This is a genomic window from Kribbella sp. NBC_01510 (genome assembly GCF_045040325.1).
Lineage (GTDB): Bacteria > Actinomycetota > Actinomycetes > Propionibacteriales > Kribbellaceae > Kribbella.
The window spans coordinates 3011211-3025038 of the sequence record NZ_CP109418.1 but is presented as its reverse complement, the minus strand read 5'-3'; the positions used below and the strand labels follow the sequence as shown (position 1 = coordinate 3025038).

The 13828-nt window shown below is 70.3% G+C and carries 10 protein-coding genes; 1 reads left to right on the top strand and 9 read right to left on the bottom strand.

All coding sequences use genetic code 11. The annotated features are described in order from the left end of the window. Positions 1 to 6: 6 nt before the first annotated feature. The 7 genes from OG558_RS15030 to OG558_RS15000 form a co-directional block, all read right to left on the bottom strand. On the bottom strand, positions 7 to 1155 hold the full coding sequence (locus OG558_RS15030) for a VWA domain-containing protein (protein WP_405070818.1): 1149 nt from the start codon (positions 1153 to 1155) through the stop codon (positions 7 to 9). Beyond that, positions 1155 to 3368 carry a DUF5682 family protein gene (locus tag OG558_RS15025; protein ID WP_405070817.1) on the bottom strand — a complete coding sequence of 738 codons (2214 nt, stop codon included), beginning with the start codon at positions 3366 to 3368 and terminating at the stop codon, positions 1155 to 1157. Before OG558_RS15025 ends, OG558_RS15030 begins: the two co-directional genes overlap by 1 nt. Beyond that, complete coding sequence (locus OG558_RS15020; protein ID WP_405070816.1) at positions 3365 to 4447, bottom strand: AAA family ATPase; 1083 nt, start codon at positions 4445 to 4447, stop codon at positions 3365 to 3367. The genes OG558_RS15025 and OG558_RS15020 overlap by 4 nt, the downstream gene beginning before the upstream one ends. Then, on the bottom strand, positions 4444 to 5892 hold the full coding sequence (locus OG558_RS15015) for a DUF5691 domain-containing protein (protein WP_405070815.1): 1449 nt from the start codon (positions 5890 to 5892) through the stop codon (positions 4444 to 4446). Before OG558_RS15015 ends, OG558_RS15020 begins: the two co-directional genes overlap by 4 nt. Continuing rightward, complete coding sequence (locus OG558_RS15010; RefSeq protein ID WP_405070814.1) at positions 5889 to 7187, bottom strand: SWIM zinc finger family protein; 1299 nt, start codon at positions 7185 to 7187, stop codon at positions 5889 to 5891. Before OG558_RS15010 ends, OG558_RS15015 begins: the two co-directional genes overlap by 4 nt. Before the next feature lie 609 nt (positions 7188 to 7796). Beyond that, entirely contained in the window at positions 7797 to 10079 is a 2283-nt protein-coding gene (locus tag OG558_RS15005) for an MFS transporter (protein WP_405070813.1), read from the bottom strand. A gap of 277 nt (positions 10080 to 10356) precedes the next feature. Then, a complete protein-coding gene (locus tag OG558_RS15000) occupies positions 10357 to 11214 on the bottom strand; it encodes a LysR family transcriptional regulator (protein ID WP_405070812.1) in 858 nt (285 codons plus the stop codon). 81 nt (positions 11215 to 11295) lie between these two features. Between OG558_RS15000 and OG558_RS14995 the strand changes: the two genes are divergently transcribed. After that, complete coding sequence (locus OG558_RS14995) at positions 11296 to 12204, top strand: TIGR03564 family F420-dependent LLM class oxidoreductase (protein WP_405070811.1); 909 nt, start codon at positions 11296 to 11298, stop codon at positions 12202 to 12204. Here the strand turns inward: OG558_RS14995 and OG558_RS14990 are convergent. After that, the gene (locus OG558_RS14990) at positions 12186 to 12920 is read right to left on the bottom strand and encodes an amidohydrolase family protein (RefSeq protein WP_405070810.1); all 735 of its coding nucleotides are present in this window, start codon (positions 12918 to 12920) and stop codon (positions 12186 to 12188) included. The genes OG558_RS14995 and OG558_RS14990 overlap by 19 nt on opposite strands. Then, complete coding sequence (locus tag OG558_RS14985) at positions 12917 to 13810, bottom strand: SDR family oxidoreductase (RefSeq protein ID WP_405070809.1); 894 nt, start codon at positions 13808 to 13810, stop codon at positions 12917 to 12919. Before OG558_RS14985 ends, OG558_RS14990 begins: the two co-directional genes overlap by 4 nt. Between the last annotated feature and the right edge of the window lie 18 nt (positions 13811 to 13828).

The window sequence follows — 13828 nt, the reverse complement described above, 5'->3', positions numbered from 1 at the left end:
GTCCTTTCAGGCGAGGTTGGTGGATGCCCACGTGGTGATGTCCTCGTGGCGGATGGCGGCGGCCATCAGGTCGGGGAAGAGGTCGGGAGTACAAGCAAAGGTGGGTACGCCGAGATCGGCCAGGGCGGCCGCGTTCTCGGCGTCGTACGACGGGGTGCCGGAGTCGGCCAGGGCGAGCAGAGCGATCAGCTGTACGCCGGACTCCACCAGCGAACGCGCCCGCCGCAGCATCTCTTCGCGGACACCGCCCTCGTAGAGATCCGAGATCAGCACCATCACGGTCTCGGCCGGCTTGGTCACGAGCTCCTCGCAGTACGCGAGGGCGCGGTTGATGTCCGTCCCACCACCGAGCTGCGTGCCGAACAGGACATCGACCGGATCCTCCAGCTGATCGGTCAGGTCGACGACCGCGGTGTCGAAGACGACCAGGCTGGTCCGCAGCGTGCGGATCGACCCGAGCACCGCACCGAACAGCGACGCGTACACCACCGACTCCGCCATCGAGCCGGACTGGTCGATCGCCAGCACGATGTCCCGCTGGATGCTGTGGTTCCGCCGCGCGTACCCGACCAGCCGGTCCGGGACGATCGTCCCCAGCGCCGGCGAGAAGTGCTTGAGGTTGGCCCGGATCGTCCGGTCCCAGTCGATGTCCGAGTGCCTCGGTCGTCCGGTCCGGCCAGCCCGGTCGAGCGCGCCGGTCACGGCAGCCCGGGTGCGTTCGGCCAGGCGTGCCTCCAGCTCGGCGACCACTCGCCCGACCACGTCCCGCGCGGTCTGCTTGGTCTCCTCCGGCATCACCTCGTTGAGCGCGAGCAACGTGCTGACGAGGTGTACGTCGGGCTCGACCGCACCCAGCAACTCCGGTTCCATCAACATCCGGGTGATCCCGAGCCGCTCGACCGCGTCCCGCTGCATCACCTGGACGACGGTGCTCGGGAAGTACTGCCGGATGTCGCCCAACCACCGCGCCACCCGCGGCGCCGACGAACCCAGCCCGGCCGATCGTTGTGTCCCCGGCTCGCCGGCCTCCGCGTCGTACAACGCGGCCAAGGCGGCATCGACGGATCGGTCCTGGGCGGAGAGCGTCGTACCGGTCTCCGGCTCGGCCTCGCCGCCCAGCACAAGGCGCCAGCGGCGCATCCGTTCCTCGCTCATCACACCCCCAGCAGCTGCGCGACGACGGGAAGGACCGACGCTGCCAGCTCGGTGTCGAGATCGTTGTCGTCAGCAACGACCAGTGCCGCCGGATCGCCCAGCGCACGAGCCCTGGTCCCGATCGACCGACGCTCGGGCGCGGCGAACGTCCCGAAGGTACGCCGCAGCAACGGCAACACCTCGAGGAACGCATCGTCCGGGACGGCACCCAGCCACGAGTCCACCAGCGCCAGCAGGCGCTCGTCGTGCACCAGTAACAGACCGCCTCCGGCCAGGAACCCCTCGACGTACCCGGCCGCGTCGGCGGTCGGCGTACCAGGGGAAAGGGCTCGCCCCAGCCGCAGCGCGACCTCGTGATCCGGCAGCCGCGAGGTGTCGAGCATCAGCCGGGTCAACCGGCCCCGGATCAGTGGCGGTACCGAGACGCGATCGCTCAACCCCTGCAACGTGTTCAGCCACTCCGACCGCACATTCTCGGCCAGCAACACCGTCGCGTCCTGCACGCCGTCGATCAGTTCTTGTACGGCGGCCGCCGCATCCGGATCGAGTCCGTGCACAGTCCGGCTGAGGCCGGCGCAGATGCGCGACACCATCCGGCCCGCGACCGCGGCGAGCCCGGCGGTGTCGGTGCCCCGGACATCGCCGTACCGCGAAGAGCGCGCGAGCGCGGGCAAGGCCGCCATCAGGTGGCCGACGTCGGCATCGGCGGCTGCGCGGGTGTCAACACCCTGCAGCAATGACGGCAACGCCTCGGCGAGGTCGGCGAGGAGCGACTTCTCCAGCGCGGCGGTGACCTCGGCGAGCGTCGAGGATTCGTCACCCACGCGCAGCATCACCGTCGTCGCGGCGCCGACCACTGTCGTGCCGTGCGCACCAGCGGCGACCAACTCGACCTCGAGGCCGGGATCCCAGGTCAGCCGCCACATCTCCCGGAAGGTGCCCTGCGCCCGCCGTTCGTCGGCGGCCGGCACACCCCAGTGCACCCCGAGAATCCGCAGGCGGTGCAGGAGTCTGGACTTCTCCAGGTCGTTCGGCTTGCGCAGGTCGAGCTCGATCACCCGCTCGGTCGCGTCCCGCTTCATCCGCAGCCGGCGGGCCTGCGCCGCGAGATCCGCCGCGACCGGAGCCTGCGGCGTCTCCCCGGGCACCGTGCCCAGCAGCTCCCCGACGACCGCTTCCCGCGTGACGAGATCAAGCAGTACGTCGTTCCCGCCGCAGAGCACCGCGCGCGTCGCCTCGGTCACCTCGCTCAGCCCGGCCAGCGGACGTCCCCGCAATGCGGCCAGGGTGTCCGCGAGCCGGACCGCCTCGATGACATGGGCGCTGGAGACCGGCAGATCCTCGGCCCGCAGGACCCGCGCGACCTTCGACAGCCAGCGGGGGGTGATCTGGTCGGGAGCGGTGAACAGGTGGTGGTACCAACCAGGTGAAGTGATGCCGGCGCCGTACCCGCTCGCCGCCGCCAGCCGGCCGTGCGTCCAGGGAACCCAGGTGCAGGCGACCTTCCGCTTCGGCAGACCTTTCAGGATCCGTTGGTCATGAGTTGCCGGAGGCAACGGTAACTCCAGCGCGGGCACGTGCCAGGCGCCGCAGATCACCGCGATCCGTTCGAACCCTTCCCGGATGGCCTTCCGCAACACGGTGCGCATGTAGGCCTCACGTTGCGCCTCGCGACCGCCTGACCGGGGCGGTGGGGCGGGGGAGGAATCAAACACTGCCCCTTCATCGCGGCGGAGTTCGCGCATCGCGTCGGCGATCACGGTGAACGGTTCGGCACCTTCGCGCCGCGACTCGATCACATCGTCCCACCAGCGCTCGGGATCGTCGTACCCACCGGCATGTGCAAGCGTCGCCAACGGATCCATCGACGCCGCCCGTCGGCCGCCACCACCGGACGATGCGAACTGATGCGCGGCCGGCAGATCGCAGAACCGCACCGGCACCCCGGCCGCGAGCGCGTACTTGATCGCCTGCCACTCGGGACTGAACACCGCGAACGGCCAGAACGCGGCCCGCGTCGAGTCGTCGACCGCGTACGCCAGCAGCGCGACCGGCGGCTCCATCTCCTCCGACCCGGCCAACTCCACGACCTTGTCAGCCTCCGGCGGCCCCTCGATCAACACCACATCCGGCCGAAGCTCCGCCAGCGCAGTCGCCACCGCCCGCGCCGACCCCGGCCCGTGGTGCCGAATTCCCAGCAAATGAACGGTCATCCAGAGATCTCTCGGCAGGCTCGGTAGAACGGCGCCCAGCCGTCACGTTCGCGGACCACGGTCTCCAGGTACTCCGACCAGACGACGCGGTCCGCGGAGGGATCCTTGACCACGGCACCGAGGATGCCGCCGGCCACATCGGTCGGCCGCAGGACGCCGTCGCCGAAATGAGCCGCCAGCGCGATGCCACCGGTGACGACGCTGATCGCCTCCGCGGTCGAAAGAGTGCCGGACGGCGACTTGACCGCGGTCCTGCCGTCCTCAGTCCGGCCGGACCGCAGTTCGCGGAAGATCGTGACCACGCGGCGGATCTCGTCGAGTGCGTCGTCCGGTTGCGGCAGCTCGAGCGCCGTACCGAGCTGTGCCACCCGGCGGGAGACGATCTCGACCTCGTCCTCGGCCGAGTCCGGAAGCGGGAGTACGACGGTGTTGAACCGGCGGCGGAGTGCGCTGGAGAGTTCGTTGATGCCCTTGTCGCGGTCGTTCGCGGTCGCGATGACGTTGAAACCCTTGCGGGCTTGGACTTCCGTGGCCAGTTCGGAGATCGGGAGCGTCTTCTCCGACAGGATCGTGATCAGCGCGTCCTGGACGTCGGACGGCATCCGGGTCAGCTCCTCGATCCGGGCGATCTTCGCCTCGGTCATCGCCCGCTGCACCGGACTCGGCACGAGCGCCGCCTCACTGGGGCCTTGGGCAATCAACTGGGCGTAGTTCCAGCCGTACCGGATCGACTCCTCGGCAGTCCCCGCCGTACCTTGCACGAGCAGGGTCGAGTCCCCGCTGATGGCCGCCGCCAGGTGCTCGCTGACCCACGTCTTCGCCGTTCCCGGTACGCCGAGCAGCAACAGCGCCCGGTCTGTCGCGAGGGTCGCCACCGCCACCTCGATCAGCCGCCGCGGACCGACGTACTTGGGCGAGATCTCCACGTCGCCCGCCTTGCCACCGAGCAGATACGTGACCACAGCAGCCGGCGAGAGCAGCCACGCAGGCGGCCGAGCTCTGTCGTCCGCCGCAGCCAGCGCGGCCAACTCCCCCGCATACTCCTCTTCCGCATGCGGCCGCAGTACTTCAGTGGTCATGCCAGCTCCTCATACATCTCACGACGGAAGATCAGGGTCTCGACGAGGCGGCGGCGCCAGGTGTCTTCCTCGCCGGTCGGCTCGCGGGTGATCGGATGATTCAGTACGTCGGGCGGCACCGCACGCGCCGCGATACTCGCCAGCCGGGCCCACGCGCGGTTGGTCCCCACCTTGGCCAACTGGTCGAGAATCATGCTCGCCAACGAGGCCGGCCACGGCACCGGCAGTCCACCCACCAACTCGGCGACGTCGACTGTGGTGCGGAGAGTGTCGATCGCGCCGGCCCACTCCTCGGCGGGTAGCAGGCGCAGCAGCTCCGCAGGACTCCGGCTGCCGGTGCCGGCATTCGCTCGCAGCAACTCCCGCGCCCACCGCGTCGCCAGATCCGGCGCCTCGACCGCTCGCCCGGCGGCTTGGCGCGCAGTGCCTTCTCGGATGGCGGCCTCTGTCCAGCCCGACTGCAGCACCTCCGGTGCACACCCCTCCACCGGTAGGTGGAGCCAGGCGGTGTCCATCTCCGACAACGGGGTGGTGGCGACGATCTGCAGGAACCACCACGCCCGCTTGCCCACTCCCTCCGGGTTCTGGGAGTCGATGCCGTCGCGTTCCATCGACTGGGTGAGGCGTTTCGGGAGGTCGACCGCGAGTACGTTTTGGGTGAGGGTCAGGTGCGAGTGCAGGCGCTCGGTCATGCGTACGCCGTACTGCGCGCCGGGGACTCGGGCGAGGAGGCGGGCGGCGGCTCGGCGAACCTCCTTGGAGCGGTCGTCGAGGGCCGCCTCGAGGAAGCCCTCGTCCTGCTTGGACAATCCGTCGGCGAGCAGGCTCAGGAAGTCGGTGCGGGTGGCGGCGGACTCGGTCGGCCAGACCTCGGCCAGGGCTTCGCGAGCGGCCTCAGGGTCTTGCAAGCGGAGAGTGCGGAGCCAGGTACGCCGTTGCAGGGCGTTGCCGTGGGTCCACAGCTCCGGGTCGTTGCTTTTAGCAACTGCAGCGTGAAGGAAGCGCCATTCCGGGTTGAGGTCCGCGAGCCACCGGGCGCGGCGGCCGGCCGCGGTGATGACGAGCGGACGGTACTCGGCCCGGTTGCGGGCGTAGTCGGCCAAGGCCGGCAGGTGTTCGGGGGGAACGCCCCAGCCGCGAGCATCAGCAGCCCGCAACCACTCGCCGAGCGCCGTCGCCTGGAAGCCACCGAGCATCGCGGCCAACCGCCGGATCGCGACCGGCCGGGGCAGCGGCCGATCCTCACCAGGGGCCGCAGGCAACGGTTCGACCTCACGGAGCGGCGTGCGACCGGCGCGCTTGTAGACAGTCGCGAGCGCGGCGGCATCCAGCAACCCGCCATCCCCCAGGCGTTCCTGGACATGCTCCGGCAATTCCTCGAAGTGCGGCGGCCGCCGGTCCGTACCAAGCAGCGCCGAACTCACCAGCCCGTCCCAGCCCTTCACAAGACCACCGGCCGATCGTCGTGCCAGCAGGTCATCGGGCGGAAGCCGGCGCGGTTCCACTCACCCGCAACGGTGACCGGATCGCCGGCGGACACGGCGAGCAGTTTCCACGGATCCACGCCCGGCAGGATCTCGAGCCCGTCACCGGCGGCGTCCACGAGCGCCCAGCCCTCGCCGTACCGAGCAGGTCGGACGTCCTGCAGGACCAGCGGCCAGCGTTCGTTCCACGGGTCGGCCGCGACGGATTCGACGTACGACGCCAACGCCTGGCGCGCGGTGAATCCGGATGGCCGGGGCGCGGGCAGGCGGGGAGCGGTCTGGGTCAGGAGGGCACGCATCGGGAGTGCACCGGGGTAGAACGACACGGCACCCGGGACATACTCACCCGGCCGGCCCGGCAGTGGGTCGAGCGGCCGTCCGGCGGCGGCGAAGGTGAGGATCAGGCCGAGCCGTCCAGTTGTTGCCCCGCGCAACCATACGCGGCGGACCGTGAGCCGCTCGTCCGGCTCGATCACCCGGCCGAGCACGAGCCAGTCGTCCTCGACCTTCTCGCCCTCGGCCAGCACCCGCGCGGTCTCGACGGTCCAGCCGATCCGGCTCTGCACGGTGTCGGCCAGCGACGGCGGCAGCTCGGCCAGCCGGTCGTGCGCGGAGACGATCAGGTGAATGAGCGAGAGCTCCTCCAGCAGTTCGCCCGGCCATCCGTGACCACGGCCGATCACCCCGGCGGCGCGCCGTACCGCTCCCGCCACGCCGGGCGCCTGTGCGTCGACCATCCGGGCCGCCAGCCGGCTGAGCTCGGTGTACGCACGCTGGTCGAACCCACCGAGCCCTTGCCGGACCTGATCATCGAGCCAACTTGCCAGCTCCGCCATCCCGGCCGACACCCGGTCGGCTCGCCGGGACGCCCGCTGCTGCGCGGCCAGCGGGTCGGCGACCTCACCCGGTTTACGCTCCGGCCGCTCCGCGCGAGCCGCGCGTTGCTCCACCCACGACGTCACCCACTCCGGCTCGTCGCCCGCCCGCACCTCGCCGCCGGCCCATAACAACAGCAGCCCGAGCGCATGCTTGCACGGGAACTTCCGGCTCGGACAGGAGCACTTGTACGCCGGTCCGCTCAGATCGACCGTGGTCTGGTACGGCTGCTTGCCGCTCCCCTGACACAGCCCCCACACCGCCCGCTCGGACGAGGCGGTCTCGGGCCACTTCGCCGTACGCGCCTGTGCTTGACCGGCCTTCGCGGACGCAGGATCAGACGCCAGCCCCAGCACCTGCTCCACATCCCACGGCCCCACGGCACTCCTCGCTCGACAACCCCTCCCCCGGAAGCATGCCACCCGCCCCCGACATCCTCCCAAGAGCTCACCCGGCATCGCGTCTCCCCACCCAACCCGACGACCCCAGGCCCACGTAGACCCGGGCCCATGTAGACCGGGCCGACGTAGACCGGGGAGGGAAATGCGCCTCCACAGGGGTAAAACCCTCCCCAGTCGCCCCGCCTCCACCCAAACCACAACTCACCGCACGCCGCCCGCCGCGAGAGCGCAAGGGGGGTCGCGACCAAGCGGGACCGAGTCGTGGATCGCGGTCAGCCTCGATCTTCAGCCGCCAAGATCCACGACTCGGCGCTCTCGCGGAGTGGAGCCGTGAATCACGGTCACACCTGAGCCCAAGGGCCTGCCGTCGGCCAGAATCCACGACTCACCAATCAGCCACCCCGCCCACGGACCTGGCAGACGCTGAATGGCGCGCGACCGAGTTCCCCGGCTACTTGGCATGGCACGGGCGTCCTCCCGAGGCACCGTTGACCGGGGAGGGAATTGCACCCCCACAGGGGTAAAACCCTCCCCAGTCACCGCGCCGGCGGTGGTTGGTTGGCGGGGGAACGGGGTGGAGGGGCGGGGTTAGCCGAAGGCTTGGCGGTGGTGGGCTTCTTCGGGGTAGCCGTTGGAGGCGGGGTGGGGATGGCTCGGCGCGGAGTGGGTGGGGGCCGGGTGGGTGGGAGCCTGGTGGGTGGGAGCCGGGTGGGTGGGAGCCGGGTGGGTGGGGTGGGAGTGGTTGGCGGCGGGAGGTGCGGTGGGGGTGTTGGAGAGGCCGTCGCGGATGGTGGCTAGGAGGCGGTGTTCGACTGCCTCGAGTTCGGCGATGCGGCGGCGGATCTCGTGCTCTTCGGCGTGGGCCCCGGCGAGGAGCTGGTCGGCCTCGGCCTGGGCTGCGACGCGGAGGTGGTCCGCCTCGGTCTTCGCGGTTTCGCGGAGGTGGTCGGCGGTGCGTTGGCTGGCGCTGAGGATGCTGAGTTCGTAGCGGCGGAGTTCGTCGACGAGCTCGCCGGCCGGGCGCTGGGCGTCGAGGATCGCGGCGGCCGGTTGCGGTACGGCGTCCGGCAGCGTGTTCTCCAGGGCGGCGATCTGCTGGTCCACGCGGGTGAACAGGTCGGCGACGTCGGTGCGCATCTGGCGGACGACGTTCGCCGCGGCCTGGACGCGTTCGGTGGCCTCGCGCTCGCGTTCGCGGGCGGTGCGCTCGGCCGAGGTGATCACGTCGAGCGCCACGACAGCGGCCTGCTCCGCCGGATCATCCGGGAACGGGCTCGCGACATCCTCAACGCCCTCGTCCGTCATCGCGACCGTACGCCGCAGTGGGACCTCCCGGATGAACAGCACCGCGAGCAGGCTGACCAACGCCGCCCCCGCCGCGATCACGAAGATCTTCCCGGTCGCATCGCCGTACGCGTGCCGCACGATCTCTGCGACCGGCGCCGGCAACGCGTTGACGTCGAGCACGCTGCCACTGGATCCGTTCTGCGCCGCGGCCGCCGCCTCGGGCCCGAGCGCCCGGAGGTTCTGCGTGATCAGATCCGTCACCCGCGTCGCCAGGATCGCGCCGAGCACCGACACCCCGACCGCACCACCGAGGCTGCGGAAGAAGGTGACCGACGCGCTGGCCGCGCCGACCTGGGTGACGTCGACGGTGTTCTGTACCGCGAGCACCAGGTTCTGCATCATCATGCCCATGCCGATGCCCATCGCGAGCATGCCGCAGCCGACGTACCAGTACGGGCTGGTGTGATCGATGGCGCCGAGCAGGCCGAGGCCGGCGGTGAGGAACAGCCCACCGAGCACGAGGTACCGCTTCCACTTCCCGAAGCGCGTGATCAGCTGCCCCGCCCCGACCGACCCGAGGAACGAGCCGAACATCATCGGGATCGTCAGCAACCCGGCCTCGGTCGCGCTGTATCCGCGGGCCACCTGGAAGTACTGCCCGAGGAACACCGCGCTGCCGAACATCGCCACCCCGACCGACAGGCTGGCCAGGATCGCCAGTGCGGTGGTGCGTTCGCGGACCACCTTCACCGGTACGAGCGGCTCACGCGCGTGCGTCTCGACGACGACGGCCAGGATGCCGAGGAGCGCCGTACCGCCAAGATAGGCGCCGGTCTGCCAGGACCACCAGGGGAAGTGCGTCCCGGCGAACGAGACCCAGATCAGCGGCAGGCTGGCCGCACCCGCGATCAGGATCGCGCCGAGGTAGTCCAGCTTGACCTCGCGCTTGATCACCGGGAGGTGCAAGTACCTCTGCAGGACGATCAGCGACAGGACGGCGAGCGGCACGCAGACGTAGAAGCACCAGCGCCAGCCGAGCCACGACGTGTCGACGATGACGCCGCCGACGAGTGGCCCGGACACGGTCGCGACCGCCATCACGGCACCCATGTAGCCGGAGTACCGGCCGCGGTCACGCGGTGGGATGGCGGCGCCGACGATCGCCTGGGCGAGGGCCATCAGGCCGCCCATCGCCAGGCCCTGCAGGACGCGGGCACCGATCAGGAACGGGACGTTGTGCGCTGCGCCGGCGAGCGCCGACCCGGCCACGAACATCACGATCGCGAGCTGGACGAGCAGCTTCTTGCTGATCAGGTCGGAGAGCTTGCCCCAGACCGGTGTGGACACGGTCATCGCGAGCAGGCTGGCGGTGATCACCCAGGTGTACTGCGTCTGGGAGCCTTCCAGGTCCGCGATGATCGTCGGCAGTGCGTTGCTGACGATGGTCGAGCTGAGTACGGCCGTGAACAACGCGGCGAGCAGCCCCGCCAGGATCTCCAGGATCTCGCGGTGGGAGAGTCCTGGGTCGGCGGCAGGGGTGGTGGCCGGGGGTGTGGCCGTGTCCAGAGTCCGGGTGGCAGACATCGGGTTCCGTTCGTACGCGGGGTCGCTGCGGCCGGGGCAGCGCGGGGCGCTGCTCCGGGGCGGAAACGGCCGGCAGGTCCTCACCCAGCCTGATATTTGGTTGCGATAACCAACAATAAGCCCGCAGCGTCAGCGGCCGCTCACCGGGAGCTACCTACCGCTCGGCGTCTTTTCTTGAGACGACATCTCCTCGGGAGAGGGTTTGCCACGTACGATCCGGTTCCAGTTGAGAGATCAACACTCGGCCCCCGGCGGTGCTGTCAGGGCCCGCCGGGGGTCACCTGAAGGCGGAGACGAGGACGTCGACGCACGCGACCGGGCGACCCGGTGCGATCACCAGGTTGCCGGGAGCGCGCAGCGGTGGCGCGAACGGCCCCATCCACAGGACGCCTTCGGCCGATCCGCACGACGTGCCGTACACAACGGTCCAGGCCGGGGAGCCGGTCGACATCTCGACGATGGTGGCTTCCAGGTCGTCCGCCGGCCGTCCCAGCACCGGCTCGAAGCCGGCGTCCCGGCATGCCGCGGTGAGGAACTCGCGCAGCCAGGGGTCGGCCGGCAGACGCATCGGCAGACCGGCCAGGTCGACCAGCTTCACCCCGTCGTCCGCCCGGTACTCCGACGGCACCAGGACCGACAGCGGATCCTGCCAGAGCTCGATCACCCGGAGATCGGCGGCGGCCACCTCGCCACGGACGAAGGCCGCATCCAGGTCCCCGGATCGAAGGGCGTCGAGATGATCGGCCGCGGTACCGGAGCTGAGCTTGATCTCCAGGTCCGGCGTGCTCGCCCGCAGGGCGGCGAGGCCGCGCTCGAGCCGGTCCCGCAGACCCGGCGCCGTGCCGATCCGGAGGACGCCGGCCCGGCCGGAAGCGAGCTCCGCGGCGACCCCGGTGGCGTGATCCGCGGCGGCGAGGATGGTCCGTGCCTCGCGCAGCATCCGCTCGCCGTCCCCGGTCAGCCGAACGTGGCGCGACGAGCGGTCGAGAAGTTTCAGACCGAGTTCGCGTTCGAGCCGGGCGACCTGCTGGCTGACCGCGGGCTGGACGATGTTCAGCCGCTCGGCGGCCCGGCCGAAGTGGAGTTCCTCGGCGACGGTGACGAGTACCGCAGCTGCCGCAGCTCCATCGGCCACCCCCAGCGATCACGATTCCTTATCACTGCACAGGGTAGCTGCGTCTTGGTCACCGATCGCCGCGCTCGTTGACTTGTCGACATGAGAATCGGACTGTGGATCGAGGAAGAAGGCCTCCGGATCGATGAGGTCGGCGCGGCCGCGAAGGCTGCTGAGAACAGCGGGATCGACCGGATCTGGTTCAGCCAGCGCACCGGTTGGGACGCCCTCACGCTGATCGCGGGAGCGGCGCCGTTCACCTCCACCATCGGCTTCGCGGTCGGCGTCGTACCGATCTACCCGCGGCATCCGATGGCCCTGGCAGCGCAGGCGCTCAGCGTGCAGGCGGTGACGGGCAACCGGCTGACGCTCGGGATCGGGACGAGTCATCCGCACATGGTCGAGGGGATGTTCGGCCTGTCGATGGACCGGCCGGCAACGTACATGCGCGAGTACGTCGAAGCGCTCGGCCCACTGCTCTCCGGCGAGCCCACCAACTACGAAGGCGAACGGCTGACGGCCCGCGGCCACATCGAGATCGCCGGCGCGGAGGCCCCGGACCTGATCCTGGCCGCGCTGGGTCCGCGGATGCTCGAGACCGCCGGCCAACTGACCCGCGGGACGATGACCAGCTGGGTCGGACCCGAACTGGTCGAGAGCTACATCCGGCCGACCATCGACCGAGCCGCCACCGCCGCGGGCCGGCCGCAACCACAGGTGGTCGCCGCTGCCTGTATCGCGCTCACCGACGATCCGGACGCGACCCGCGAGTGGATCCGGGGACGCTTCGGTGCCGCCGGCGACATGCCGGCGTACCGGGCGGTGCTCGATCGCGGCGGGAAGGCGGGACCGGAGGACACTGCTGTGCTCGGCGACGAGTCGGCGGTGGCGAAGGAGATCCAGCGATTCGCGGACGCTGGAACCACGGAGTTCGTGTTCTGTCCGGTCGGAACGCCGGAGGAGCACGAGCGGACAGTCAGGTTCGCCCTCGACTACGCGGCACAGCAGTAGCCGCTGCCGGAAACGTACGAGAGGTTCTTCAGCTGGGCGGCCACGCTTGACGTCCCGTGAAAGAGGTCGATGCGCTCGCTGAGGAACGGGAGCAGGTCACCTAGCGCGACGACGAAACGGATGCCTGGGTGGCGGGTCAGGACACCGGTCAACGCCAGATCCGTGACCGCCCGGGCGGTGTCGAAAGGGAACTCGATCATCGGTCGCGGCCGGTCCAGCGCGACCTGACGCCACTGTGGTGGCGACGTCGGATGCAGCAGCACCACCGCCGACCTCGCATCCAGCGCCCGCCACAGTGGCTCCCACAACGGGTCGCCCGGATACATGCCGCCGGCGTTGCTCAGCAGTACGACGCCGTCCGCGTGCAACACGTCGTACGCGTAGTCGACCTCGACCAACGCACCTTCGACATCCGGCAGCGGCAGGCTCGCGAAGAACCCGAAGCGGCCCGGGTGATCGCGGCCCAGCTTCGCGGCGGCCTCGTTGACCCGCCGAGCCAGGACCTGGGCCCGGAAGTCGTCCCCGAAGTGCACTCCCGGCGACGGCACCGACAGCACCGCCTTCTCGACGCCGGTCCGGTCCATCTCCGCCAAGTGGTTCTGGACAGACCACTCCGGCCAGCCGGGCATCCCGTCTGGCCGAAGGTGTCCCGCCCGCTCCGCCGCTGCGACGTACTCCGGCAGCAGGAAGTGCGCGTGGAGGTCGATCACCCTCATCCCACCACCGGGTGTAGGAGGTCGTCCAGACCGATCCGGCGGAGCAGTTCGGCGCGGACCCGGTCGGCCACCCCGTTCACCACCGCGGCGCCGTCGTCCGACGGGTCGATGTGCACCCGGAACGGCCGGCGGCCCTTCTCGGTGCCGACCACGGTCACGATCGCCTCGGCGACCTCGGCGACATCGGCCCAGGCCGGCTCGAGCTCGGCCAGCTTCTGGCCGACCTGCGCCATCAGACCTGCGTACTTCGTCTCGTACGCCGCGACCACGTCCGCGTCGGCCGGGGAGCCGCTGTGGGCGAAGTGGTTGGTGCCGTGCGTGAAGGCGCCTGGTACGACGATCGTCGTCTCGATCCCGAACCGCGCGACCTCGAGCGCGTAGCTCTGCGCCAGCGCGTCCATCGCCGCCTTCGCCGCGAAGTACGGAGCCAGGTACGGCGGGGTCCCGCCGCGCGTGCTCGAGCTACCGACCCACACCATCAGGCCGTCCTGCTGCTCGCGGAGGTGCGGGAGTGCGGCGCGGTTGAGGCGCTGCGTGCCCACCACGTTGGTGTCGTACAGGTCGGCCAACTGCTCCGGCGTGAACGCTTCGGCCGGACCAGTGACCATGTGACCGGCGTTGTGCACGAGTACGTCGAGACGCCCCTGCTCACTGATCACGGTGGCGACGGCCTGCTGGACGGAGGCATCCGCGCTGATGTCGAGCTCGACGGCGCGGAGGTCGACGTTGTGCTCGGACGAGTACTGCTTGGCGTCCGCAGCGGCGGCTGCGTTGCGGCCGGCGACATCGCGCATCCCGGCGTACACGATGTGGCCGGCGTCGGCCAGGGCGCGGGCGGTCAGGGCGCCGAAACCGCTCGACGCGCCGGAGATCAGGACTGTCTTGCTCATAACGGTCTTCCTTTCAGC

Bases quoted from the DNA above. Each gene is read 5' to 3' on its own strand.
- OG558_RS14995 (WP_405070811.1), top strand. From the start codon at position 11,296: ATGAGAATCGGACTGTGGATCGAGGAAGAAGGCCTCCGGATCGATGAG.
- OG558_RS15030 (WP_405070818.1), bottom strand. From the start codon at position 1,155: ATGAGCGAGGAACGGATGCGCCGCTGGCGCCTTGTGCTGGGCGGCGAG.
- OG558_RS14990 (WP_405070810.1), bottom strand. From the start codon at position 12,920: ATGAGGGTGATCGACCTCCACGCGCACTTCCTGCTGCCGGAGTACGTC.
- OG558_RS15005 (WP_405070813.1), bottom strand. From the start codon at position 10,079: ATGTCTGCCACCCGGACTCTGGACACGGCCACACCCCCGGCCACCACC.
- OG558_RS14985 (WP_405070809.1), bottom strand. From the start codon at position 13,810: ATGAGCAAGACAGTCCTGATCTCCGGCGCGTCGAGCGGTTTCGGCGCC.
- OG558_RS15020 (WP_405070816.1), bottom strand. From the start codon at position 4,447: ATGACCACTGAAGTACTGCGGCCGCATGCGGAAGAGGAGTATGCGGGG.
- OG558_RS15025 (WP_405070817.1), bottom strand. From the start codon at position 3,368: ATGACCGTTCATTTGCTGGGAATTCGGCACCACGGGCCGGGGTCGGCG.